We start from the raw sequence: 22,761 nt of genomic DNA, 5'->3' as shown, positions 1-22,761 counted from the left end.
TCCATCCCGCGCCCGCTTCGGGCGTCCGGCCGGCGCTCGCGGTGCTTGCCGCGGTCGCCCTGCAATGGCTCATGCCCTTGCCGTTCATGCCGGCTGCGGTGCCCGCGGGCTGGATCGGCGGTGCGGTGTTTGCCATAGCGCTCGCGCTCGCCGCCTGGGCGATCACTACCATCACTCGGGCTGGCTCGAACGTACCCACCAACATGCCGACCACCACCATCGTCGACACAGGCCCCTATCGCTTCACGCGCGACCCCATCTACCTCGGCATGTTTCTTGGGCTCGTCGGTCTCGCCATTGCCTTCGACAGCCTCTGGCTGCTGGCGGCGCTCGTGCCCTTCGTCCTCGTTATCCGCTATGGCGTAGTGGCTCGGGAGGAAGCCTATCTCGAGCGCAAATGTGGCCACGCTTATCAGCCTAAGCTCGGACACACTTGGCGACGAGCGTCGCCAGCCGAGCGGCCGACGGTACGATCGACTGCCGCGGAAACCCGCTAAACCCCAGCATGAGACCTGCGCGGGGGTGCGCTGTGCGATAGAAGCGGCTGATCGCGCGCACGACGATACCGGCGCGTTGGGCGCTGGCCTCGACAGCGATGTCAGACGATCCGTCGCGCAGATAGGCGACGAGGTGCATGCCCTGATCGGGCACCGCAACGTCGAGCCGATCCGCCGCGCGACGCATCAGCGTCTCCGCCAGCGCGTCGCGCTGTTCGCGATATAGCTGGCGCATGCGACGAATGTGCGCAGCGAAATGGCCTTGTTGCATGAACTCGGAAACGACCGCCTGCTGCAGCGTCGCAGGTTGGCGATCGATGAGATAGCGCGCGCCTACAAAAGCCTGCAGCAACGCGCGCGGCACCACGGCGTAACCGATGCGTAGACCCGGAAATAGCGCCTTGTTGAGCGTGCCGACGTAAATCACCTGCTCGGTGTTATCGAGGCCCTGCAGCGATGCGAGCGGCGGCCCCGAATAGCGGAACTCGCTGGTGTAGTCGTCCTCGACAATGAACGCGCCGCTCTGCCGCGCCCACGCCAACAGCTCCAGGCGACGCGCCATGGACAGCGCAACGCCGGTCGGAAACTGATGCGAGGGCGTGACGAACGCTACGCGCGCCCGAGGTGCCATGCGCATGCCGGCGTCGACGACCAGACCTTGGGCATCGACGGGAATGGGATGCGGCCGCGCCTTGGCGAGCAGCAACTGCGCGTGGGTCAGCGGATAACCAGGATCCTCGACCCACACCTCGTCGCCGGGCGCGAGCAGCACACGGATTGCGATGTCGATTGCTTGCTGGGTGCCGGCCGTGATGACGATCTGCTCGGGGTCGCAACGCACCGCGCGCGCCGCTCGTACATAGTCACAGATGTTCTCGCGCAGCTCGGCTAGGCCGGCGGGATCGGTGTAGCCGAGGTCATTCGCACCGAGCCGGCGCACGGCGCGATGGGTCAGGCTGCGCCACGTCTCGGCGGTACGCGCATCGATCAGCGTGCGGCCGGTGTTGAACGGGCGGGCGTCGCTCTGCACCGCCGATCGCTCGAAGTCGGAAAAGGTCTGCGCCGATGTCGGCACGGCGCGCTTTGTCGCGCGCGGAGCGCCGCGCCGTCGTGATGCAAGGCCGGTCAGATCGCCCGCGATGAACGTGCCCGAGCCGTGGCGGCTCTCGACATAGCCTTCGGCGAGCAGGTGCTCATACGCCAAAACCACGGACGCACGCGCCACGCCGAGCTTCGATGCCATGGCTCGGGAGGACAGCATGCGCGTGCCCGGACGGAGCGCGCCGGACAGCACGGCGGAGCGCACCTGTATGTAGATCTGCCGTGTGAGCGGCGTGCGGCTCGCCCGATCGAGCTGCCAAGCGTAGAGATCGGCCCATCCGCGCAATGTCATCGGAAAAAGTCAGCCTATAAGTGGTTTGCTGTAATGAGCGAAAGTGGACCATCTTGCCGATCCAGTAAAGAGCTAGCTTCTGCTCGTTCCGCGCTGGTCGCGGGTTTTGCAAGGATCGAGCTGATGACGCCGTCCGAACTGTTGGACCTGGCCTGGAGCTACCCATTGTTCGAAGCCCTCTATGGCCGGCGCTCGCGGCGGTTCGGTCTCGGCTTCGAGATGCCGGAGGGGCCCTTCCGCTGCAAGTCCGCACACACACCGGTCCCCCTGAGCGAGATTGAGGAAGCGCTGCTGGTCGGCGCGGGCGCCGGATTCTCCGGACTGGCGCTCTGGGATCTGCCGACGCCGGCGCCTTACCGTCGCCGCAGCGGCCGCACATTCCCGACGACGCGGCCTGGCGGCCACACGGCGCTTTTCTTCACCAACGATGAAGGGCTCTATGTCCTCGATGCCAACGTCGCGGCGAGCAAGCTGCGCGAGATCGAGACCCCGGACGAGCGCACCAAGCTCCTTGAAGCGTACCGCGCGCAGCGTCGGGAGCTCCGCCGTGGCCGGCTCGACATTCCGCGCCGCATACCGCCGATGAGCGGGCACGACCTTTGGGATTCGAACCAGCCAGGCTCGACGCTGTTTCTGCCGGTATGCGATGTGAGCGCGTCGCTGATCTCATTGATCGCGCAGTTCGTCGATCCCGCGCTGCGCCGCTACGCGCCTGCGGGCGGCGGCATGAACATTGTCGATGACCGCCACGGCTATCGGCCAGCCGGCACGGAGCGCTGGCTGAAGGAAGGCTTCCTCGATGCCGAACGGATGCTGCCGCTATCGATCGTCGAGCGGCAGGCCTGCTACTACGTCTTCAGCGAGCCGGCGGCAATCTGCCAGAACATGTTCCTGGCAACCGAGGCTCTGGGGCTGGGCGGATGGAAGCACTGCGGATTTCTCTCGCTCGAAATTCTTAAGCGCGTGGGCTTTCGCATCGTCGCGGCGAATGGCGGAGCAACATTCGGCAATCCGGTCGGGCTCGACGGCGTGTTCGAGGCAAGCTGTCCGCCCTATCACCCGAGCATGGATGCAGCAATTGACGCGGTGCTTGCGCCGCCGTTACGCGGCCGCAAGGAAACCGGGCCGGTGCCGCATCGCATGTCGGAGGCGGAGCATCGCGCCGGCACGATTCGAATCAGCGCGGAGGGGCTCGCCTGCACCAAGGCGATCTGCAACTACATACACGACACTTACGGCCGCTTTCCCGGCGGCACCGATGCGATGCATCTGATGTGGGTGATGCAGGCTCATCACATCGACACCGACTACTACGACCGGTTCTTTGGTCCCGGCGCCTACGGGCCGGCGCACGCGGCGCACATGGCGACCTGGCACCCGTGAGGTCGGCGCCGCTATGATCGAAGTATCATCCGGTGGCCACCCGGCTCTTCCCCCGGGAGCAGTTCGGCCGACTGCGGTCTTGATCACTGTGGAGCAAAGTCAGCCTCTCAAATTGGGATTGCAGGTCGTGACGAGGTCGGAATTTCTCGGAGGACGAGAGCGCCGCACCGGCTACCGTAGGCCGCTATCGCGTGCTCTGGCGCAGAATGGCGCGCCACGGTCGATGAAGATGGGCACTATTGCTTCGCCGTGGCGCTATGATGCAGCGCGCGAGCCCGCGATATTCTATCCGGTGATTTGCTCAACTGTGTGGGCATGCTCCGACGCGACGCGTGCAGGCGCCATCATTCCGCTTCAAGGTTATCCAGCCTGATCCCGCGTCCTGCCCGCAGGTTATTCCGCGCCTGTTCGATACGACGCAAGAAGCGCGGGTCACGTTCGATACGGTATTCGAACCGGTTCTCGTCTCACTCGAAAGGGCGGCCTTCAGCGCCGCTTGCGCTGTCGCGGGCGGCGCTCCGTCAGCTGCGTGGGCGCGTACAGGCGGACGAGCTCCTGCACCGTCGTGACGAGCCGCTCGCGCAGCTCCGAGGGTTCGACGACCTCGGCGTCGGCACCGAGCGCGATCAGACCGGACGCGGCCCGGTCGATCGACTCGATCGGGATCGTGACGCTGACCCAGCCGTCGGCATCCGGCGGCGTCGCCGTCTCGGCGGCCGCCCGGGCGACCAGCGAGCCGAGCACGTCGAGCTTGGCGAGCCCGCGCGCCGTCACCCGCAGCGTCGCGCTGGAATGGTAGACGCTGGTCTCGAACGCGCGTGATGACGTGACCCAGAACCGCGTCAGGTCGAAATCCTTCGGCCGTTTGAACGACTCCTCGGTCACCGCGAGGTCGATGATGTTGGAGACACGATAGGTGCGCGGCTGATCGCCGACCTGCGCGACGAGGTACCAGACGCCGGCCTTGAGCACGAGGCCGAGCGGCTGCAGCCGGCGCTCGACCGCGCCCTCCGCTCGCCGGTAGTGCACGTCGAGGCACTTCTCGTTCCACACCGCGTTGGCGATCGTCGGCAGCAGCTTGGCGTCATCGGCACTGCGGAACCAGCCAACGGGATCGAGGTGGAACCGCGCGCCGACGCGGCCTGCGTTTGCGCGTGCGCGTTCGGGCAATGCCGCGCTCAATTTCAGTTGGGCCGCCGTGAGCAAATCGGCGAGGCCAAGTTGCGCCGCGGGTCCCGGCAGGCCGGCGAGCGACAGTGTCTCGGCCTCGGCGGGCGAAAGGCCGGTGAGCTTGGTGCGATAGCCGTCGAGCAACTGGAATCCGCCGCTCGGGCCGCGATCCGCATAGATCGGCACGTCCGCGGCGCTGAGCTGATCGACGTCACGATAGATGGTGCGAACCGAAACCTCGAATTCGCTCGCCAGCGCTTCGGCCGTCATCCGACCGCGGGCTTGCAAGAGCAATAGGATCGACAACAGCCGGCTCGCTCGCATTTCCACAGCCTAGCAGAAAATACCTGACACGTGTTGGCAGGTATGGCGGCGTATAACCGGTGTAGCAATCGCCGAGGCCGTCACGGTTCGGCAGAAACCTGAAATAAGACACTGAAGTAACAGCGATATTTGTTTCGGTAGTCGCAACGCAGAGAAAGAGGAGGCGATCATGTCGACACTCTTGCAGGAGCGCCAGCAGCCGATCACCGCGCCCAGGCTTCGGGACCGAGTTGCGGCGCAATTTGTGACCCCGCGGGCATCGGCCAGGCACGAGCCGGCGGCCACCGTTCCCAATCGCCCGGTCGAGGCGCCGCGTGGGCCCTGGCGCCTGATCCTGGGCTCGATCGTCGCGACGCTGCGCGAGTGGCGCCGCCGCAGCGTGGCGCGCCGCGAGCTCGCGAACTTCGACGAGCGGATCCTGCGTGACATCGGCGTCGATCCCAGCATCGTCGACTACGAGATGCGCCAGTCGTTCTGGCGGCCACTTCGCGATTGGCGGCATTGATTGCCATGGCGGCGACCGCAACGGCCGTCATGGTGGCTCTCGCGACCGCAAACGATGGCGGCCGGAGATGGCCGGGCACCGTGCTGATCACGGCATCTGCCATCGCTTTCAGCCTGGCCGGGCTCTTCACCCGTCTTATCGACCTCGACGTCTGGACGGTGCTGTTCTGGCGCGCCTTGTTTGGCGGCATCTTCATCGCCGGTTACATCGTCTGGCGTGAAGGCCGTCGCGTTCTCCCGGCGATTCGCCAGACGGGGATCGCTGGGGTCGCGGTGACGATCTCATCGGCGCTTGCGACAATCTGCTTCATCAACGCGCTGCGCCAGACGAGCGTCGCCGACGTGCTGGTGATCAACGCGACGGCGCCGTTCATCACGGCTACGTTGGCGTATGCGTGGACGGCGGACCGGGAGCATTGGACGACGCTCACCGCCAGCCTCGTGGCGCTCGTCGGTGTCGTCGTGATGAGCAGCGGCGCGCTCGCCTCTGGTCACCTGCTCGGTGACCTGCTCGCGCTCATCATGACGATCCTGATATCGGCGATGATGGTGATCGTGCGCCGCAATCGCAATATCTCGATGCTCCCCGCCGCATGCCTCTCCGCGTTCCTGTGCGCCGTCATCGTCGCGCCGGTTTCGCATCCGCTCGCCGCAACGGCACACGATTTCCTCTACCTCGCGCTGTTCGGCACGATGCAGTTCGGCCTCGGCCTGCTTTTGCTTACGCTCGGCACGCGGCTCGTCTCCGCAACACGGTCAGCCCTGATCGGCAGCCTAGCAACGCCGCTTGCGCCCGCATGGGTCTGGCTCGCGGTCGGGGAGATCCCGGCGGTCGCAACGGTCGTCGGCGGGCTCATCGTCCTGGCCGCAATTCTCGCCGACATTCTGCTCAAGAAATCCAGCGCAGTGCCCGAGCGTGTGGAGCAGGCGGCCTGACACTTGTTATCTTGGGAGACAGCTTTGGAGCTTTTCGTCTTCGCCCGCTTTCACGCCCGGGAGGGCCAGGAAGCCGCGCTCGCGCAGGCCATTTGCGAATCGGTCACTGCGTCCCGCGAGGAGGCTGGCTGCCTGAATATTCACGCCTTCCGCTCGGTGCGCGGTCCTCACCTGTTCTACATCCACTCGCGGTGGAAGGACGAGGCCGCGTTCGATCTTCACGCCGAGCTTGCCACAGCGTGCCGTGGCGTAGACTGGCGCGCCCGAAAAGATTCGAACTCTGGACCCCAGATTCGTGGTCTGGGGTCACACGTCATTTTCAGACCTCGGGGCCGGATCTGAAATTGGTCCGTTGATCCCTCAACAACGGACACGCGGCGAGTCCATCAGCTTGTACGTTTCGCGCCAAAAGCAGACATCAACTGTCGCGACTGCGACGTCCGTTCACTCGCCGGACCTGAACCCGATCGACAGGTCTTCGCCAAGTTCAAGCACTTGTTGCGCAAGGCCGCCGCGCGCTCGGCCGAAACCATCTGCGTCACAATCGGCGAAATCCTCCGAGCATTTACGCCCACCGAATGCGCCAACTATTTCCGAAACTCAGGCTATGCCCAATCCTAAAAGCATCATGCTCTAGTCTTCGTCCGGCTCGCGCACGACCGGCGGTTCGTCGGCGCGGTCCTCTTCGTCCTCTTCGTCCTCGTCCTCTTCGTCCTCTTCGTCTTCATCAGGATCTCGGGGCGGCATCGCGTTGCCCATGATCACGAAGGGACTCCAGTCGATCAACCTGGTGGAAAATTCCTCGGGGATGTGTGGGGTCATGTTGTTGCTCCTCGGGTGTGGACCAGAACGAGGTGCGACGTTCCCATCAGTCGCAACGGCCCAGGTGGCCGATCCCTAAACCTAGGTATGCTCGTCTCAACCAAATGTAACGGATGGATCAACCTCCGTGCAATGGTCCACTCCATCTCTCAATGATTACGCTTGGGATGTAACGTGGGTGACCGAACGGCAGAAGAGCTGTCTGGAACTGCCATACAGGAAAACACCAAAAAGGTGAGGGACGAGTCATGGGCTGGATGTTCGACAGTGCCGGACGTTTGATTGCCCGGTTGCAGAAGCCGACCAACCACCGTGCGCCATTCACTGTTAACGATTTGACGGCCTTACGCGACACCCTTCAACCTGGTGATGTTTTGCTCGTTGAGGGCAAAGGCCGTATTTCCGGCAGCATCAAATATCTCACTCAATCAACCTGGTCGCATTCCGCGTTGTACGTCGGGCCGATCGCCGGCACCGCAACCGACGGCGAGCCCCACGTACTGATCGAAGCTAATATCGACGAAGGTGTCGTGTCGGCGCCGTTGTCGAAATATCTGCATTGTCAAACCCGTATCTGTCGGCCGGTGGGCTTGAGCGACGCGGACTGCGAAAAGGTCTGCCGTTACGCCTCCGAACGCATTGGGCTCGGCTACGATTTCAAGAACGTCATCGACCTGATGCGCTATCTATTCCCATGGCCGGTGACGCAGCGTTGGAACCGCCGAACGATCGCACTCGGCTCCGGCGATGCCAGCCGCATCATCTGTTCTTCGCTGATTGCGCAAGCATTCGACGCCGTGCGTTACCCGATCCTGCCTAAGATCACGCGCGTCGAGAGTCAGACGGCGCCGCGCGAAATCGCCGAGATCCGTCACTCGTCACTTTATGCGCCGTGCGACTTCGATATTTCGCCCTACTTCATGGTGGTGAAGCCCACGCTCGCGCGCGGCTTCAATTATAAAGACATGCATTGGGCCGATCTTCCCCAGGCTCACACCGCACACGTCACGCTCGCTCCAGAAATCGAAGGCGCGATCGCGGAGGTGGCCTAGCCCAAATTTCCCGGATGAGGCACTGAGTTGCGCAACGCTCACGCCGTTTCAGATATGGGCATCAGTACTTTGTCCTGGATCGAGCGAGGCCGCGATGGTGAACCCGGCAGCCCAAGCGCACTGCCGTTGTCAGTCGCCTCACCGATCGACGGCCGGTGAACGAAACGGCCGCGGTGCAGCGCTCACGGCTTCAATCGCTTGGTTATTGATCGCCGTCTCGTCGACCACAAGTCTGGAGATTGATATGTCTAAGCCACACCTACTATTGATCCATTGCTCGGACGACATCCTAGCGGGAACGAAGGGCCGGCAGCGCGGCCGCAGCTTCCGACCTTTGGTTATTCGTGGGGGCGCGCGAGCGAGATCCGTACCGAGACAGAGTTCGTGGGAGGCTGCGCTTGAACTGATCGATCTTGGTTTTTTAGTTTCCCATACAAGTTACCTTGCCTTCATGCAGGCGAGTTTAACAGTTCTTGAGGCCTACAATTGGACGGATCCCGAAAGGACCAGCTAGATTGACGTGGTGCACCCGGCCCGGTGCTGCGGTCGGGTGAACCACCGGAACACCGCGCTCGATCACTTCGTCGCCGCATTCCTCCTCGACAAAGCATCTCGGCTTTATGAGCAAAAGGCCCGCGCGGCAAGGCGCCGGGCTTCTCCGAAGCGCGCGGTCCGTGGTAGAGGCGGGCCACCGGGAAAGCTTTGCAGGTACCGAGAGCGAAAAGGAGGGGATCGATTGGGCGGCCGACGCATCATCGGAGACATCGGAGGTACGAACGCACGGTTCGCGATCGCCGAGGGCGGCAAATATCGTGAGCTCATGCATGTGGAGGTGGCCCGATTCGGCTCGCTTCACGACGCGCTGACCGATTATCTCAACGGTCTGCCGCCTGCATTGCGGTCCGGACTCGACGGCGCTCTTGCGGTCGCGGGCCCGGTGTTCGGCGACAAGGTGACGCTCACGAACCTGGGCTGGTCATTTTCAATCAGCGATCTACATCGAAGCCTTGGACTGGGCTCGCTGAAGGTTGTCAATGATTTCGCCGCAACGGCAATGGCGGTACCGCATCTGCCGGGCGCGGACGTGTTTCCGGTCGGGCCGAGAACTCCGGAAGCCGCCGGTCCGATCGGGATCATCGGTCCCGGCACGGGACTGGGCGTGAGCGCCTTGATACCTGACGGGCGAAAATGGGTGATGGTCGCGGGCGAGGGCGGGCACGTGACCTTGCCGAGCGCGTCCAAAGAGGAGGACGCCATCATCGAGGTCCTTCGGAAGCGCTGGAGCCATGTCTCGGCCGAGCGCGTGCTCAGTGGCGCAGGTCTCGTCAATCTCTATGAAGCACTCTGCACAATCGACGGCTCCGCCGCGCGGGCGTTGACGCCGGCCGACGTAACTCGTTACGCCATCGGCGGGACAGATCTCCAATGTGTGAGGGCGTTCTCACATTTCTGCGCATTCCTGGGGTCGGCGGCCGGCGACCTCGCACTGACGTTCGGCGCCACCGGCGGCATATACATCGCCGGCGGGATACTGCTGCAGTTCAAGGAAGCGTTCGCGTCGTCTCCGTTCCGCGAAAGATTCGAACGAAAGGGACGTTTCGCCGGCATGCTGGCCAAAATTCCGACCTGTCTCATCCTCGAAGAGTCGCCGGCGCTCCTCGGCCTAGCTCATCTGCCGTTGGCGGGTTAGACGCATTTTCCATTTAGGTGGCAGCATATCCTGCGTTCCGGATGTGGTTGGCGCAGTCCTGTGGTGTGAAGCAATTGAGCAGGGCTCCGATGCGCTGCCAGGTTGCTTCGACAGTTCGCTCGGCGGCCTTTCGGAGCAGCGTTTCAGCTTGGCGAACACCTGCTCGATAGGATTGAGGTCAGGACTGTAGGGCGGCGGGAAGAGAAGCCTCGCGCCGACAGAGCAAATAGCGGGCGCACCCCTGGCCCTTGTGGCTGCCGAGATTGTCCATGATGACAATGTCGCCAGGCTTGAGCGTCGGCACGAGGAACTGATCGATATAGGCCTTGAAGCTTTCGCCATTGATCGGTCCATCAAGAGCGCAAGGCAAAATTCAGGTAATGTCCCAAGGGCACGCCCGGAGGACACAGGCGACCTCGATGGAGCAGAGGTATTTCTCGGTTGGCGCGCCAGCGATGACAATAGGGAAAAATACTGCTCTTACTTGGATCCGGGACTTGTCGGCCGGTCATCCGGTTGCAGATCGCAAGGATATACCGTTGTTGTCTGAAGATGATTTTGAAAGCAGTCTCGACACCGTTTGCGAGGCGGCGGCCGGATCAATTGAGGGGGTCTTCGGTCCCGCTTCACTGACCTGGCGGGTCGACCGCGAGGCGGCCGTCTTCCTTGGCGCCGGCCGCGCCTTGTTGCTTCAGTTAGCGCACCCCTGGGTTGCCGCTGCCATCGCCGAGCATTCCCGGACCTTTGCTGATCCGATCGGCCGGTTCCACCAAACGTTCAACACTGTTTTCACGATGGTGTTTGGCACGCGCGATCAGGCGCTGGCTGCGGCCCGGCGACTGCATCGGCGTCACGCCGCGGTGACAGGAATATTGCCGGGGACGGTTGGCCGCTTCGCCGCGGGCTCTCAATACCGCGCCAACGAGGTCTCGGCGCTACGGTGGGTGCACTCCACGCTCGCAGAGACTGCCGTGTTAACTCATGATCTCGTCTTGCCAGCGCTCACGGATATCGAGCGTGAGAAATACTGGGTCGAGGCCCGCCTGTTCGCGGCGTTATTCGGCATTCGGCCAGCCGATTTACCATCAAGCTGGACGTCATTCACTGCTTACAATGAGGCGATGCTGCGGTCGGATATGCTCACTGTCAGCCCCGCCGCCCGCGAAATTGCTGAGCAAATCTTCTCGGGGGGCGCGACAAAATTGCGTGCGCCGAAGTGGTATCTAGCGCTCACGGCCCACTTGCTGCCAGAGCGGCTACGCGGTGAATTCGGATTGGTCTTCGGCGAATGTGAACAACGTAGCATGAATTTGGCGCTCGCGCTGATCCGACGCCTCTATCCGCGGCTTCCAATACGCATACGAGCGGTGGGCCCTTATCAAGAGGCCCTGGCGCGCTTGCAAGGCGAGAGGCGGCCCGACTTGGCAGTGCGTTGGCTCAACAGACTTTGGATCGGCCGGCCGATGATGGAATAAAAAATGCCTCGGAATGGAATCGCAAACCAGACAACGTAAGCCTGCGGAAGAGAGCAGCTTCCCTCCATTGGCTCCTTGAGTCATAGCGGGGCATCTCGAATCGAAACTTCCGTTTTTAGCCGAGGTATTTGACTGAGTTTGCCGCATTCGCGCGCGACAAAGCGACCATGAGAGCTGTGGTCGTCATCTTCATACTAGCGTTGATCACCATCGCCGGCGAAATCTATTCGGACGCGGCGCTGACGAGTGGAAAGGCCTCTCATACTGCCGCCCCTGATCCTGCGACAGCAGCTATCGCGCATGGGGTCAAACACGGGTAGGTGGCCCGCGAAAGCCGCCCCGAGCGGCTTAGCAATCACCGCAAATCAGGTGGGCTTTTTGATCTTTGGACGTACGCCATCGGTTGACGGGAGACCAAGGGCCTCACGAAGATAAGATAGCGAACCGCTGCCGAAATCTGGAAGGCTAAGCAGCGCAGCGTCGGAAACTTCACGCACGTCGCCAATCGTCTTCATGCCAGCGGCATGGAGTGTCTTCCGTATCCTGGTAGCAAATCGGACGTTCTCGACGGGGGTGTCGTCTGGAAGCTCTGGGGCCGGATAAAGTATCGGCCCCGCCGCTGTCTCCCGCCTGAGACGTTCTTCCCGCAGCCGCTCCCGATTTTCATGAAATGCCTTCTGAGCGCTTTCATGCTCCGCGACCGCTTCTTCTGCCTCGCGGCTTCTGAGAGTTTTCCGCTCAGCAGCCGAGAGGCCGGGATCGGTGCTTTTCTCGTCGCCGCTCATTTTCCCTTCGCCTTCAGCATTTCGCTCCAGCCCGCGCGTAATCGATAGGTAACGCAGCAACCAATCTTTGACGGTTTGATAGCGGTCAGCGCTGTCGCTAGAGAATTTGTATTTGTCTTTTATCTGCATCGCGAACGCTGCGGCTTGTTCGTCCGTTTGTCTCAGCTCCTTCGGAAGCGAACGCCATTCGCGAATGATCTCGTGCCTGGCATTCACCTGGTTCATTTTGGTGCCTTCACCTTCAGCTCCAGTTCGAAAAGTCGGCGCCTTTATTCCGATACGTGAGCGATCTTGTGCTTTAAATGGTGCGTCTCGTGGTCGCGGCGGAGTTGGCTTAGCGAAGTCTCATTGAGTTGCAGCATTAATTCACTCAGTTGCGCGGTTTCCGGATACCCGGCGGCAAAACCCTGTCCGTAAATTTTGCGCAGCGTGCGGACGGGGGTGTTTCCGTGTTTGCCGCTGATTTCGCCATCCTTGTTGCGGTGGCGATTGCCGAGACCTGCCTTGCTCATGCTGCTCTCCATTGTGCCCACAGCCGAGAGCTTCCTCCCGCCGGTACCGAATGGCAACTAAACTACGCTCGCGAAATCATGTTTTATGCGCGGCATCATCCGGACGATGAGGGGTGAGGCGACCGATCAGCTGCGCGATTGCCAAATCCGGCGGAACTCCCAAAGCGTCTCAGCCATCACCCATGGCTGGAACGCTTTTTTCAGTCGTGTTGCTCTTGACGCCGCATTCCGCTGACGCTGCGCAGCACACTGGCTCGTTCGTTGAGCCAAACATTTTAGTGGGAGCAGTCTCAGCTTGCCAGACATTGTATGACCGCCCGCCGCAAAGCGGACATTGACCAAAACCTAATGTCAGCTAAGTGCCGATTTTGTTGCAAAAGTCTCAAAAGGCACTGCGGCTGATTTCCCGCCAAAGGACGAAGCAAGCGACAATCGCGGATCAATGCAGCCTCAAACCCGTTACCGGAATCGCCGGTGAGTTTCGCGCATGCCGGCGTAGTCCCCCCACATTTTTATTCGATCGCCGCGTCTACGGTTCGGAGAATTTGAGTCACATGCCGCAAAAAGACTTTTGCAACACTATCTGCCAATGGGCGACATCGACTGTGCAGTGAATCTACTGCCGGCTCACCGACGACGCGCATGTAGGGAACTTCAACGGCGCTCGGCTTGCTCGGCTCGCTCCCTTCATCCGAAGTTTTTTCATCGGAAGAATTTCATACCTCGCACCGACATCATCCAGAATTATCGGGTCGGCGGCTGTCAGACGCTCAACCTCCATTTGGTCCCTTGCAGAAAAGATCGACAGCCCCCACCCACCTTTGGGATCATCTACAGGGCCGTGACACACGATCGAACCAACTTCGGCCAGGCTCTGAAGGTAGTCGCCGTGAGCCTTCATGATGTTTTTCTCGGCGTCGGTCATCGTTTGTACGAAGTCCGAGCGCGGCAAGATCATTTTGCACAAGAAGTAGGTCATTTGTTGCCTCTCTAGAGTTGAGTTTCAACAGAGTACGTCAGCTGATATCCACAGAAGAACTGAAGCAAATAGCTCTCAGGGAAATCCACACCTACCCGGATGCGAGGACGTATCCGCCGTCGGCATTTATCCCGTCACAGATGAGGTGGTCGAAAGCAATTGGTCTGTCCAAGTCGTAAGCGGCGAAGGCGTTGACCCCAAGCCACAAACCGCGCTGCGATTTGCGCTCAGCACAAGTTTCGTCACGAATACAATCTGTTGAAGCCACTCATGCCGGCATCAAGCGCCTTAGTGCTTTCTGGCCGGCGGTTCGTTCGCTACTTCCTCTGCCAGTAGCTTTAAAAGCTTCTCCTGCCGCGCGTCAGCTTTCGCCGCCGCTGCTTCCGATGCAGCCACAAGACTGCGATAGAGCTTAAGGTTTTGCTGGCGAATGAAAAATTGATGTTCCATAGCTACCTCCTCTGAGGGCATGGACCGAAGGGCATCGTGCGCCTAAGAATGGGAAGTGTCGAAGAAGGCGGATTGGGAGCCGAAAGAACTCTGCTAAACAAAACTGCTAGTCGAAGCGAGCAGTTCGGTTCCATCAGCGTTGCGGCTCTCTTTGTTGGCCGCTGCTCTGCTGGCCGCCCTGGTTTGGACTTTGCGTCTGTTGGCCAAGCGTCTGATTCGGGTTCTGGCAGGACTTAGCGGACTAATCGCCCTGTCGATTCTGCCGAACATACTTGTTGGGATCATTCTGTTTGTCATCACGGCTCGCTGATGGTCGGGAACATATGACAACCGAGCATACGGTGGATTGTTCCGGCAAATCAAAAAGAAAGCCGTTCAATTCAAATGTGGCAGACTACTTGCTAATTATCGCGACCTTTGCTTTCAGTTACCCTCGCGTATCGAGCGATACGCCAAGCTTCGCAGCTTTCACGCCTGTCGCACCCGGCGTGCGCTTCTACGCGTCGCAAGAGACCGTCACTGCCTTAGTTCAGCGCGATAAGCGCGTGTGCCATTCCTGGTTCGGTCCGCGTTCAACGAGAATGCGAGACCCACGCGCCGGTGTTTTGAGAAAGTGAGCCGACGCTGAGGTTTGCCCACACGCCGCTCCCGAAGAGCAGGAGAGCGACACTCACTCCGAGCACTTGTTTCATTTTAAAACTCCATGCTGGACTCGCAATACCCATGTACCCGAAGTGTTCCTGGCGCATGGTACGATTAGGGGCAGTTGTTCCTCGAAAGGCGATTGCCATGTCATTCATTTGACTTCGCTGAAGTGAAGGCGCGCTGCTCCATCGACCAAGCAGCTAAATTACTTGGACTGCACACCGCCGAAGAGCGTTCCCAGCTGCGGGCGCCCGCCCGGTCTGCCGTGGAGGCCCGCGGGCGATCGTTATCACTCCCGCGAAGAACCTCTTTCATTGCTTTCCGTCTAAGGCGGGAGGATCGCCCTCGTGAGCCACGTCAAAAGCGTGAGTCAAAGGACGCAGCGGCCTTGATGCTCGGCCAACCGCACACCGTCTTTCCGCCGTTCCTTAAATTCTTCTTGAAGCGCGATAGAAGCCGCCAAGCTCTTCACATCTCACAGAGCCTCGATGCTTCAGCAATCGTCTTCCCTCGCGTGTCATTTGACTTTTACGCTGTTGGATTCTGCTAGGTCACTTGAGCTGAGTTGTTGCTCATTCTTCAGAGGGTGTTAGCCCATCTGCTTACCGCGTAAATCGCCGTGGATGGTGTTCGGTCCCATCGCCATCGGCCCAATCTTTTTAAAGCGCGATGCGGTCTCCTTCTGTGCCAGGTGTCCCCAGCGCTCGGCTTCGCCAAGCCATTTCCAACTATGCTCACAGTCAAACACGGCTCGTCGTCGATAGAGCAGTTCCATATCGCGGCAACTCATTTGTTGTTTCATGGCTTACCTACCTAAGATTGGAGCGCATTCTACGCTTTGTTTGCCCAGGCTTTCATTACATCGGTGCGGCTATTGCGTGAAAGGGAAGTGCCCTTGACACATCGACTACCCGCTATCTGTTTATTGGAGATGCATCGTGAGAAGGGTTCACTGTCACTCTCATTGAGCCTGGGCCAAACTGAGAAGAACTCAGTACGAGCATATGTTTTCCGCTTTGCCCTTGCCGGCTCAACCGGTCGACGCAGCCGGCATGTCTCAAACGTGCCAACAAGAGGCTCGTGCACTGCAGCAATTTAACAGGTTACTCGATCACCTCGTCGGCGCGAGCGCGCAGTGCCCCCGGCGCGCCGGGTGTGAATTTCTGCAATCCGATTAAGATAGATGAAACCAGATTTATTCATTTGGTCGCGGGTTGTCTTAACTTGCGTGAACTAGAATTGTCCGCGTTAGCCAAATGATCGCGTCAAATTTTGGGGATCATGGCGATGTACACAATCATCCATGTCGAAAAAGGCTGGATCGTTTGCGATGGGCAAACCAAGCTCATTAGATTTAACCGGAAATCCGTGGCGCTTCGGACTGCCCATGATGCAGAAGAACTTCTGCGCACGAACGAAGCAGCAGAGCATAAAACAGCAAAGCCCATTCCGGCGGGCGAGGTAGCTATTGCCCGATGATCCGGTCGGAATCAGTCGAATCTTCCTTCGCAAGCACGGCGTCACCTAGCTAGGCCGCGTAACTAGGCTCTTGTGATCAAACGTGACGGGTGTAGATTCTGCCCTGCGGTGCTGAACTTCCAGCCAACGGGAGTGATTGCGATGCGAACGGACAAGTCACGTTACGTGGACTCTGTTTTGGTGGCTGCGCTTTTCATGCTGGCTCTAACGGGCGCGATGGCGATACACCGGTTCTTGGCATCTGACCCGACCGCCGAAGTCATCCAATCCCAGACCGTGCGGTATTGAATGGGATTGTCTGCGCCTTGACACTAGCAGGCGGCAGACCGGGTCAATCGCGCCATTTTGGCGATGTCCGCGTTACTTCCGCTTTACCCCGGTGGTCTCAACCGGTTGACGCAACACTTTATCTTAAAGGAGAGATGGAGTGTGGTTTGATGGCTCACAAATTTCATAGAGGGTTTACTGCGGCAGAGAAAACGGAGTTATGGGATCGCTGGAAGCGCGGGGAGTCGCTAAAGGCGATCGGACGCGCTTTTGGTAAGCAGTCATCGTCGATCTATTTTTTGGTGGCTCCGCATGGTGGGATTCGTCCTGCCGAGCGGCGTCGCTCCAGGCTGGCATTGACGCTCGCGGAACGCGAGGTGATTTCCAGAGGTGTTACGGCACATCGATCGGCCCGATCGATCGCCAAGTTGCTTGGCCGCTCACCCTCGACGGTGAGCCGGGAAATGAGCCGCAATGGCGGCTATGATCGCTACCGAGCGACGCTTGCGGACGAGAATGCCTGGGCGCGAGCTCGTCGTCCAAAATGCTGTAAATTGGCGAGCAGTCCGCGGCTACGGCGAGCTGTCGCGGGGAAGCTCAGATTGGATTGGTCACCCGAGCAGATAGCCGGCTGGCTGAAGAGAACGCATCCTGAAGACGAGTGTAATCAGGTGTCACACGAGACGATCTACCGCAGCTTATTTGTACAAACCCGTGGCGTGCTCAAGAAAGAGCTGCTTAGTCATCTTCGATCGAAGCGCTCGATGCGTCGCTCCAAGCCGGTCGATCCGGATGGCGATAGACGGGGGCATATCAAGGATATCGTCTCAATCCGCCAGCGACCGGCGGCGGTTGAAGATCGAGCGGTGCCTGGCCATTGGGAAGGCGATCTGCTGTCCGGGCCGAACAACAGCTACATCGCGACCTTGGTCGAGCGTCATACGCGCTACGTGATGTTGGCCAAGGTGGCCGGTAAGGACACCCGAACGGTCGTCACCGCGCTCATCAAGCAGGCGAAGAAGCTACCAAAGGAGCTGTATAAGTCCCTGACCTGGGATCGGGGAAAGGAACTTACGGATCATCGTCGCTTTACGTTGGCGACCAAAATCGACGTATATTTTTGCGATCCGCAAAGCCCGTGGCAGCGCGGGTCGAACGAGAACACCAATGGCCTGCTGAGACAGTACTTTCCGAAGGGCACCGACTTGTCGGTGCACTCACAAGCCTACCTGAACAAAGTGGCTCGTCAGCTAAACGAACGACCACGTGAGACCTTGCAATTTGAAACCCCAGCAGAGAGATTTAGCGCCTGTGTTGCGTCGACCGGTTGAGCCGGCACCCTGAAAGCCGACATCCATCGTAAGGGCGGCATGTCTCAAAGGTGCCAAACTGAGAAGAACTCAGTGGGAGGATATGTTTTCCGGGTTACCCCGATAGCGGACATTGATGGCTGGCTTAGGCGATGGCGGCAAAACGCCAGGTCGCTCCATGGGCGTCACGCCGTCGCACGCTGTTCGGTAGCAAGGTGCAAATGTAGAACGGTCTCCTCGCACGTCCGGTGGCCCTCCCGACGTCTTTGAAACGCCGCAAGACGAGGTTAGCTTTCTAAGATTGTGGTTTCCAAGCCAGGCGATCGGGAACGGCCCTTCACTGCTGTGCCCGAGAGAATGCCGAAAGGGCGTGCGCCATGAGTACTCCAAAAACTGCCGGTTTGGGATCGGTGACGGGCCGCGACGAGTTCATTATCGGCGAGGCTCTCGCGACTGCCTTGATCGCGCTTGAGCAGCTACCCGATGCGCGTCAGCCGACGCGCAACATGGCCGACATGAAGATGCTGTTGAACAGCCTCTATGCGCACGAGGAGGTTACGCTCCATCTGACCATCGCGAGATGGCGCTTCATTCCATGCGCGCGGCCGTTCGGTGCGTAAGGGCGGGTCGCGGAGCCCGCGGCTGGAGCTGTCGCGCAAAAGATGCTGGGATTGACTTTGCCGGTACCATTGCACAAACGAAAATATGATGAACGATGTATCACATTCTGACACACCGCTGAAAGCGACGTTCCGAATTAAGTTGAACGGCGAGACCGTTGCGATCAAGACGATCGGGGATGCTTATCGGTTCATAACCAGTCTCAGCACGGTCGAATGGATGGAGTTTCAATCACAGCACAACGATGCAAAAGTCGGCCTGGAGGCGGCAGCTGAAGATGCGATGATGAGTGTGCAGGCGACAAACGCGCTTCGAGTGTTCTTTGTGCGCGCAAAGTTGCTTTGAAAGACAAAGCCCGAGGGCGGTCTCTCTAGCATCAAGTGGTGCCCGCCTATGCCAGTGCTTGGCAAATGTTGTCACTCTGTCTGCTGGTCCTCCGGCCCATCCAACTCAACTAGGTAGACCAGCAGGAGATCGTCGTTCGATTGTGACGCTTCAGCCGCTTGCCTATAAAATGCTGCTTCATCGGGGCGGGCGAGCCGTACATCCAGAAGCGCGTTGTCGCCGCATATAGTGACGTCGCCGGACTTCAGTAAACTCAGCTTGGCTCTGAGCTCTTCGTCTCCGCAGATAGCCTCCGCCTCGGAGTATCTTTTGGCCTCAAAGGCGAGCGTCGGTTTGCCGTCAACTTCGATCGTAAATATCGAGAGTGAGAGCCGGTCGCTCATTTTCCCTTCGCCTTCAGCCCCGACCCTACGAGGCGGCTAGGCCGTTTCGTCAGCAAGCGATGAAAGCCGATCGAAGTCAGAAGGGTCGAACTGGTGCCCAGCGGAATCGGTAACGTGAACTTGCCAGCCCAAGCTTTCCAGCACGCGCGCTTTGTTGACAGCAACAGCGGGGTTGATACGAACAGTCACGACGCTCTGGCCGTTCTTCGATGCGTGAATGGCGAATGTCATGGCAACCTCACCGAAGACAGACCATACACGGATTTCGAGGCTGTTAGGAGATGGCATGATGGCGCAGCAACATCTTGCGCTTGCTAAGGTGTGCATGTTGCGATGCATCACCTCCCGTGAGGCGCGGCGCGATCATTCGATCTAAGGCTCCCGTGCAAGGGCCGAACGCATTCGGTACTTGCGCCATCTGGAAACAATTCCCGAATGCAGCGTTCACGCTCTACAATGCGAGCACGACGACACAGCCTGGAGGCGAAACGGAGGAGGAATTTCGGCTAGGTACATTCGAGTTACCTACCAATTCCAGCTATTCGAGAGAAAGCGAGTGGGCTCTTGCTTGCCGGTTCCAGATTTAACGCGCAGCGCAGGTATCAATATTAATGAGCGACTTTTGTTGCGAAGGCGTAAAGTCCGGCTAGGTTGAAAACACCGGACATTTTCCCGGACCCAGTCGGAAAACCGTCGGTCGATCATATTCCGGCCGACGATTTTCTTTGAAAGGTCGCAATGAAAAAGCCGTCTGCGAAACACTCATTCCCGAACCCGCCTGAGATCAAATGTCCGGAATGCGACGGCACTGGATTCGCTCCGGTCAAGCAGCCAGTCCAGCCCGGCCGAAAGATCTATCCCGCGCCGTGTAAGAAATGCGGTGGGAAGGGACGGATAGCGTCCCGGGTTGATGACTAAAGCTCGATTTGCTCCGCGATGTTCAGAGCGTCGTCCACTTCAACTCCGAGATATCGGACGGTGCTTTCCAGCTTCGAATGGCCCAAGAGGAGCTGCACAGCGCGCAGGTTGCTAGTCCTGCGATAGATCTGGGTAGCCCTTGTGCGCCGCATCGAATGCGTACCATAAGAGGCCGATTCCAAGCCGATGCTTTCGACCCAACGATGCACGAGCCGGGCATATTGTCGGGTGGATAGGTGAGGCCGCGCATGAAGCCGACTGGGGAAGAGCAATCGTCTGTTCCAAGGTCGAGAACGATCTTTGACAGGACGAGCAGGCATAGCGGTTCCTCCGCCTCACCGCCCTTCCGCGTCGCTCTGTTGTGAGCGCATTATGATAGCAACTCATGTTCTCATTCAAACGAGCATCGTGATCGACCGCTTGTGGCGCGAAGCGGACGTACACTAAACCGCTGACTTTAGCTAAGTGCCATGAGTGGACGTTAGCGACTTGAACCGCGGTATCGCAACGCTTCGACCAGCAAAGCGAATGCTGGCGCAGCTTGTCGGCGGCTTGGATAGTAGAGGTGATAGCCTGAAAACGGCGGGCACCAATCGCTGAGGACCCGGACGAGACGGCCTTCGGCGACGTGCTCCCGCACCTGGTCTTCGGACAAGTAAGCCAGGCCCAATCCCGCCAGTGCCGCATTCACTCTCAGAGCGATGTTGTTGAACACCAGCTGTCCTTCGACGCGCACCTTTAGTGCACGCCCTCGCTTTTCAAATTCCCAGGCGTAGATGCTGCCATAGGTCGGCAGGCGGATATTGATGCAGTCGTGCGCGGTCAAGTCCTGCGGGTGCTTCGGCTTCGGGCGTCTGGCGAAATAGGAAGGTGCGCCGACGACCGCCATGCGAAAGTCGGGACCGATGCGCACCGCAATCATGTCCTTTGCTACCTGCTCGCCGAGACGAACGCCGGCGTCGTAGCGCTCCGCGACGATGTCCGTCAGGCCATAGTCGATGTTGAGCTCGACCTTGATGTCGGGATAGCGCGGCAAGAGCTTCGCCAGTGCAGGCCAGAGGATGGCTTCCGCTGCGTGCTCGCCGCTGGTGATGCGGATGGTGCCCGCAGGCTTGTCCCGGAGTTCGCTTAGTCCGGCGAGTTCGGCCTCGATCTCGTCGAAACGCGGTCCAAGTGCCCCGAGCAGGCGTTCGCCCGCTTCGGTGGGCGCGACGCTCCGTGTGGTTCGTGCCAGAAGTCGCAGCCCCAGTCGAGCTTCGAGGCCGCGGATGGTGTGGCTCAGCGCCGACTGCGAAACACCGAGCTTCGCCGCCGCCCGCGTGAAGCTGCGATACCTCGCGACGGCGAGGAAAGCGAGGACGTCATTCAGATTTTCTCGAAGCATTTATGAATGCGACTCATAGATCCTTGCGCGTTCTAGCATCTAATCGCACAAGCTCCATCCCCTTAAGTCACCACTGACGTCGCTCAGGGCTGATTGCGGAACGATCTTAACAGAATGGAGAAACAACGATGAAGAAGCGCAAGCTTGGAAAAAGCAGGCTCGAAGTGTCCGCGATCGGCCTCGGATGCATGGGAGTCAACTTTAGTTATGGCCACGCCCTCGACAAGCAGCAGGCTATCGATCTCATCCGCGGGGCGGTCGAACGCGGAGTAACCTTCTTCGACACCGCAGAGGTCTATGGCCCGTTCACGAACGAAGAGCTGGTCGGCGAGGCGCTCGCGCCGTTTCACGACCAGGTGGTGATCGCCACCAAGTTCGGCTGGAGGCTCGATCCCGAGACGGGAAGGCAGATCGGCTTGGACAGCCGGCCCGAGCACATCCGCGAGGTCGCTGAGGCGTCGCTGAAGCGGCTTAAGGTCGACGTCATCGACCTGCTGTATCAGCACCGGGTTGATCCCGACGTGCCGATCGAGCATGTGGCGGGTACGGTGAAGGATCTGATCCAGGAGGGTAAGGTCAAGCATTTCGGCTTATCCGAACCTGGCGCGCAGACCATCCGGCGCGCCCATGCGGTCCAGCCAATCACAGCGATTCAGAATGAATATTCGCTGTGGACGCGCGGGCCGGAGAAGAACGGGGTGCTGCAGGCCTGCGAGGAGTTGGGCATCGGCTTCGTGCCTTACAGCCCACTCGGTAAGGGCTTCCTGACCGGCACGATGAACGAGAACACTAAGCTCGTCAGCAACGACTTTCGCAGCATTCTGCCGCGCTTCACACCGGAGGCAATGAAGGCCAATCAAGTGCTCGTCGACCTGCTCGGCCGAATCGCGAAAAAGAAGAACGCGACTCCCGCGCAGATCGCCATCGCGTGGCTCCTCGGACAGAAGCCGTGGATCGTCCCGATCCCCGGTACCACAAAGCTCCACCGGCTCGAGGAGAACCTTGGCGCGGCGAATGTCGAGCTGACGGGGGACGACCTCGCCGAGATCGAACGCGCCGCGTCCGCGATCACGGTCCAGGGCGCGCGCTACCCCGAGTGGCTCGAAGCAACGACCGGCCGCTGAGCGAGAGCGCGTCCGGAAGTGAAGCGTGCCCTGTCCATCGAGGAGGAGAAAATGCGAGTAAGTACGCTATGGGTCCAAAGCGCGCCCTTAAGAGAACGTCCGATTATGCGCAAAGCGGACGTTGAGGCCATCTAAAGGCTGATCAGCTTGGCTTTCATTAGCTTGAGCTATCCCAAACTCGCTCATGATGGATTCGAGCGAGAGTTCAAATTTTTCGATGTGTTAGATGGCCGCGTATGCACGATACGTGCACCGAGAGGTCAAGGAAAATCCAGAGACAACCATCGTGAGCGGCGCTCTGAACGCGCTGCAG

Annotated in this window: 23 protein-coding genes, 1 tRNA gene and 4 pseudogenes; 14 read left to right on the top strand and 14 right to left on the bottom strand. The window is 59.8% G+C overall.

Annotation, left to right across the window (positions count from 1 at the left end; translation table 11 throughout):
• Nucleotides 1-41: 41 nt before the first annotated feature.
• Complete coding sequence (locus tag B5526_RS03155) at nucleotides 42-497, top strand: methyltransferase family protein (protein WP_244562185.1); 456 nt, start codon at nucleotides 42-44, stop codon at nucleotides 495-497.
• On the opposite strand, the gene B5526_RS03150 is transcribed toward B5526_RS03155, so the two are convergent.
• Entirely contained in the window at nucleotides 418-1,890 is a 1,473-nt protein-coding gene (locus B5526_RS03150) for a PLP-dependent aminotransferase family protein (RefSeq protein ID WP_079536792.1), read from the bottom strand. The two genes, B5526_RS03155 and B5526_RS03150, sit on opposite strands and share 80 nt — an antisense overlap.
• A 123-nt stretch (nucleotides 1,891-2,013) precedes the next feature.
• On the opposite strand from B5526_RS03150, the gene B5526_RS03145 reads away from it, so the two are divergent.
• The gene (locus B5526_RS03145) at nucleotides 2,014-3,273 is read left to right on the top strand and encodes a hypothetical protein (protein ID WP_079536790.1); all 1,260 of its coding nucleotides are present in this window, start codon (nucleotides 2,014-2,016) and stop codon (nucleotides 3,271-3,273) included.
• Nucleotides 3,274-3,759: 486 nt separating this feature from the next.
• Here the strand turns inward: B5526_RS03145 and B5526_RS03140 are convergent, their stop codons facing one another.
• Complete coding sequence (locus B5526_RS03140) at nucleotides 3,760-4,749, bottom strand: helix-turn-helix transcriptional regulator (RefSeq protein WP_349642762.1); 990 nt, start codon at nucleotides 4,747-4,749, stop codon at nucleotides 3,760-3,762.
• Between the two features lie 187 nt (nucleotides 4,750-4,936).
• Here B5526_RS03140 and B5526_RS03135 point away from each other — a divergent pair, with 187 nt between their 5' ends.
• The 3 genes and pseudogenes from B5526_RS03135 to B5526_RS39680 all read left to right on the top strand — a co-directional run.
• Complete coding sequence (locus tag B5526_RS03135) at nucleotides 4,937-5,272, top strand: DUF1127 domain-containing protein (protein WP_079536786.1); 336 nt, start codon at nucleotides 4,937-4,939, stop codon at nucleotides 5,270-5,272.
• A 5-nt stretch (nucleotides 5,273-5,277) separates the two neighbouring features.
• A complete protein-coding gene (locus tag B5526_RS03130; RefSeq protein WP_079536784.1) occupies nucleotides 5,278-6,207 on the top strand; it encodes a DMT family transporter in 930 nt (309 codons plus the stop codon).
• A 3-nt stretch (nucleotides 6,208-6,210) separates the two neighbouring features.
• Nucleotides 6,211-6,423, top strand: a pseudogene (locus B5526_RS39680) (putative quinol monooxygenase); the annotation flags it as partial.
• 39 nt (nucleotides 6,424-6,462) lie between these two features.
• Here B5526_RS39680 and B5526_RS37365 read toward each other — a convergent pair.
• Nucleotides 6,463-6,581 (bottom strand) — tRNA-Arg (locus B5526_RS37365).
• A 71-nt stretch (nucleotides 6,582-6,652) separates the two neighbouring features.
• Here B5526_RS37365 and B5526_RS38790 point away from each other — a divergent pair.
• Nucleotides 6,653-6,828 (top strand): annotated as a pseudogene (locus B5526_RS38790) (IS630 family transposase); the annotation flags it as partial.
• Nucleotides 6,829-6,840: 12 nt separating this feature from the next.
• On the opposite strand, the gene B5526_RS38350 reads toward B5526_RS38790, so the two are convergent.
• Complete coding sequence (locus tag B5526_RS38350; protein WP_172841959.1) at nucleotides 6,841-7,029, bottom strand: hypothetical protein; 189 nt, start codon at nucleotides 7,027-7,029, stop codon at nucleotides 6,841-6,843.
• Nucleotides 7,030-7,277: 248 nt separating this feature from the next.
• On the opposite strand from B5526_RS38350, the gene B5526_RS03115 reads away from it, so the two are divergent.
• Nucleotides 7,278-8,081 carry a YiiX/YebB-like N1pC/P60 family cysteine hydrolase gene (locus B5526_RS03115; RefSeq protein ID WP_079536780.1) on the top strand — a complete coding sequence of 268 codons (804 nt, stop codon included), beginning with the start codon at nucleotides 7,278-7,280 and terminating at the stop codon, nucleotides 8,079-8,081.
• A gap of 736 nt (nucleotides 8,082-8,817) precedes the next feature.
• Nucleotides 8,818-9,771, top strand: coding sequence for a glucokinase (glk, locus tag B5526_RS03110; protein ID WP_079536778.1), 954 nt, complete (start codon nucleotides 8,818-8,820; stop codon nucleotides 9,769-9,771).
• 13 nt (nucleotides 9,772-9,784) lie between these two features.
• On the opposite strand, the pseudogene B5526_RS03105 reads toward glk, so the two are convergent.
• Nucleotides 9,785-10,138 (bottom strand): annotated as a pseudogene (locus B5526_RS03105) (transposase); the annotation flags it as partial.
• Between the two features lie 172 nt (nucleotides 10,139-10,310).
• On the opposite strand from B5526_RS03105, the gene B5526_RS03100 reads away from it, so the two are divergent.
• Nucleotides 10,311-11,246, top strand: coding sequence for an oxygenase MpaB family protein (locus tag B5526_RS03100; protein WP_079544647.1), 936 nt, complete (start codon nucleotides 10,311-10,313; stop codon nucleotides 11,244-11,246).
• Nucleotides 11,247-11,611: 365 nt separating this feature from the next.
• Here B5526_RS03100 and B5526_RS38785 read toward each other — a convergent pair whose 3' ends face one another.
• The 5 genes from B5526_RS38785 to B5526_RS03070 all read right to left on the bottom strand — a co-directional run bounded on the left by B5526_RS38785 (nucleotide 11,612) and on the right by B5526_RS03070 (nucleotide 15,419).
• A complete protein-coding gene (locus B5526_RS38785; protein ID WP_283807645.1) occupies nucleotides 11,612-11,854 on the bottom strand; it encodes a DNA-directed RNA polymerase subunit alpha C-terminal domain-containing protein in 243 nt (80 codons plus the stop codon).
• A gap of 446 nt (nucleotides 11,855-12,300) precedes the next feature.
• Nucleotides 12,301-12,543: a hypothetical protein gene (locus tag B5526_RS03085; RefSeq protein WP_079544646.1), complete on the bottom strand. Its 243-nt coding sequence runs from the start codon at nucleotides 12,541-12,543 to the stop codon at nucleotides 12,301-12,303.
• Nucleotides 12,544-13,159: 616 nt separating this feature from the next.
• Nucleotides 13,160-13,522, bottom strand: coding sequence for a YciI family protein (locus tag B5526_RS03080; RefSeq protein WP_079536773.1), 363 nt, complete (start codon nucleotides 13,520-13,522; stop codon nucleotides 13,160-13,162).
• A gap of 288 nt (nucleotides 13,523-13,810) precedes the next feature.
• Nucleotides 13,811-13,972 (bottom strand): hypothetical protein, encoded by a 162-nt coding sequence (locus B5526_RS03075; RefSeq protein WP_154071101.1) that lies wholly within the window; start codon nucleotides 13,970-13,972, stop codon nucleotides 13,811-13,813.
• Nucleotides 13,973-15,206: 1,234 nt separating this feature from the next.
• Complete coding sequence (locus tag B5526_RS03070) at nucleotides 15,207-15,419, bottom strand: hypothetical protein (protein ID WP_079536769.1); 213 nt, start codon at nucleotides 15,417-15,419, stop codon at nucleotides 15,207-15,209.
• 485 nt (nucleotides 15,420-15,904) lie between these two features.
• Between B5526_RS03070 and B5526_RS03065 the strand changes: the two genes are divergently transcribed.
• The 4 genes from B5526_RS03065 to B5526_RS03050 all read left to right on the top strand — a co-directional run bounded on the left by B5526_RS03065 (nucleotide 15,905) and on the right by B5526_RS03050 (nucleotide 18,639).
• Entirely contained in the window at nucleotides 15,905-16,096 is a 192-nt protein-coding gene (locus B5526_RS03065; protein ID WP_154071100.1) for a hypothetical protein, read from the top strand.
• A gap of 437 nt (nucleotides 16,097-16,533) precedes the next feature.
• Complete coding sequence (locus B5526_RS03060) at nucleotides 16,534-17,694, top strand: IS30 family transposase (RefSeq protein ID WP_079544645.1); 1,161 nt, start codon at nucleotides 16,534-16,536, stop codon at nucleotides 17,692-17,694.
• A gap of 356 nt (nucleotides 17,695-18,050) precedes the next feature.
• Entirely contained in the window at nucleotides 18,051-18,293 is a 243-nt protein-coding gene (locus tag B5526_RS03055; RefSeq protein ID WP_079536765.1) for a hypothetical protein, read from the top strand.
• A gap of 88 nt (nucleotides 18,294-18,381) precedes the next feature.
• Entirely contained in the window at nucleotides 18,382-18,639 is a 258-nt protein-coding gene (locus tag B5526_RS03050) for a hypothetical protein (RefSeq protein WP_079544644.1), read from the top strand.
• Nucleotides 18,640-18,710: 71 nt separating this feature from the next.
• On the opposite strand, the gene B5526_RS03045 is transcribed toward B5526_RS03050, so the two are convergent.
• The 4 genes and pseudogenes from B5526_RS03045 to B5526_RS03030 form a co-directional block, all read right to left on the bottom strand.
• Complete coding sequence (locus B5526_RS03045) at nucleotides 18,711-19,022, bottom strand: hypothetical protein (RefSeq protein WP_079536763.1); 312 nt, start codon at nucleotides 19,020-19,022, stop codon at nucleotides 18,711-18,713.
• Nucleotides 19,023-19,058: 36 nt separating this feature from the next.
• Nucleotides 19,059-19,253, bottom strand: a complete 195-nt coding sequence (locus B5526_RS03040) for a hypothetical protein (RefSeq protein ID WP_079536762.1) — start codon at nucleotides 19,251-19,253, stop codon at nucleotides 19,059-19,061.
• A gap of 683 nt (nucleotides 19,254-19,936) precedes the next feature.
• A pseudogene (locus B5526_RS03035) lies at nucleotides 19,937-20,218 on the bottom strand (tyrosine-type recombinase/integrase); the annotation flags it as partial.
• A 203-nt stretch (nucleotides 20,219-20,421) separates the two neighbouring features.
• Nucleotides 20,422-21,324, bottom strand: a complete 903-nt coding sequence (locus B5526_RS03030) for a LysR family transcriptional regulator (protein WP_079536760.1) — start codon at nucleotides 21,322-21,324, stop codon at nucleotides 20,422-20,424.
• A gap of 128 nt (nucleotides 21,325-21,452) precedes the next feature.
• Between B5526_RS03030 and B5526_RS03025 the strand changes: the two genes are divergently transcribed.
• Nucleotides 21,453-22,448 carry an aldo/keto reductase gene (locus B5526_RS03025; RefSeq protein WP_079536758.1) on the top strand — a complete coding sequence of 332 codons (996 nt, stop codon included), beginning with the start codon at nucleotides 21,453-21,455 and terminating at the stop codon, nucleotides 22,446-22,448.
• Nucleotides 22,449-22,761 lie beyond the last annotated feature (313 nt).

The sequence above is a fragment of the Bradyrhizobium lablabi genome, from assembly GCF_900141755.1.
In the GTDB taxonomy this organism is placed as follows: domain Bacteria; phylum Pseudomonadota; class Alphaproteobacteria; order Rhizobiales; family Xanthobacteraceae; genus Bradyrhizobium; species Bradyrhizobium lablabi_A.
This window is presented reverse-complemented; position numbering and strand designations above follow the sequence as displayed.

Excerpts from the sequence above, each read along its gene's own strand:
- B5526_RS03150 (WP_079536792.1), bottom strand. The coding sequence starts at position 1,890 with ATGACATTGCGCGGATGGGCCGATCTCTACGCTTGGCAGCTCGATCGG.
- B5526_RS03145 (WP_079536790.1), top strand. The coding sequence starts at position 2,014 with ATGACGCCGTCCGAACTGTTGGACCTGGCCTGGAGCTACCCATTGTTC.
- B5526_RS03135 (WP_079536786.1), top strand. The coding sequence starts at position 4,937 with ATGTCGACACTCTTGCAGGAGCGCCAGCAGCCGATCACCGCGCCCAGG.
- B5526_RS03130 (WP_079536784.1), top strand. The coding sequence starts at position 5,278 with ATGGCGGCGACCGCAACGGCCGTCATGGTGGCTCTCGCGACCGCAAAC.
- B5526_RS38350 (WP_172841959.1), bottom strand. The coding sequence starts at position 7,029 with ATGACCCCACACATCCCCGAGGAATTTTCCACCAGGTTGATCGACTGG.
- B5526_RS03115 (WP_079536780.1), top strand. The coding sequence starts at position 7,278 with ATGGGCTGGATGTTCGACAGTGCCGGACGTTTGATTGCCCGGTTGCAG.
- B5526_RS03085 (WP_079544646.1), bottom strand. The coding sequence starts at position 12,543 with ATGAGCAAGGCAGGTCTCGGCAATCGCCACCGCAACAAGGATGGCGAA.
- B5526_RS03080 (WP_079536773.1), bottom strand. The coding sequence starts at position 13,522 with ATGACCTACTTCTTGTGCAAAATGATCTTGCCGCGCTCGGACTTCGTA.
- B5526_RS03075 (WP_154071101.1), bottom strand. The coding sequence starts at position 13,972 with ATGGAACATCAATTTTTCATTCGCCAGCAAAACCTTAAGCTCTATCGC.
- B5526_RS03070 (WP_079536769.1), bottom strand. The coding sequence starts at position 15,419 with ATGAAACAACAAATGAGTTGCCGCGATATGGAACTGCTCTATCGACGA.
- B5526_RS03065 (WP_154071100.1), top strand. The coding sequence starts at position 15,905 with ATGTACACAATCATCCATGTCGAAAAAGGCTGGATCGTTTGCGATGGG.
- B5526_RS03060 (WP_079544645.1), top strand. The coding sequence starts at position 16,534 with ATGGCTCACAAATTTCATAGAGGGTTTACTGCGGCAGAGAAAACGGAG.
- B5526_RS03055 (WP_079536765.1), top strand. The coding sequence starts at position 18,051 with ATGAGTACTCCAAAAACTGCCGGTTTGGGATCGGTGACGGGCCGCGAC.
- B5526_RS03050 (WP_079544644.1), top strand. The coding sequence starts at position 18,382 with ATGAACGATGTATCACATTCTGACACACCGCTGAAAGCGACGTTCCGA.
- B5526_RS03045 (WP_079536763.1), bottom strand. The coding sequence starts at position 19,022 with ATGAGCGACCGGCTCTCACTCTCGATATTTACGATCGAAGTTGACGGC.
- B5526_RS03040 (WP_079536762.1), bottom strand. The coding sequence starts at position 19,253 with ATGACATTCGCCATTCACGCATCGAAGAACGGCCAGAGCGTCGTGACT.
- B5526_RS03030 (WP_079536760.1), bottom strand. The coding sequence starts at position 21,324 with ATGCTTCGAGAAAATCTGAATGACGTCCTCGCTTTCCTCGCCGTCGCG.
- B5526_RS03025 (WP_079536758.1), top strand. The coding sequence starts at position 21,453 with ATGAAGAAGCGCAAGCTTGGAAAAAGCAGGCTCGAAGTGTCCGCGATC.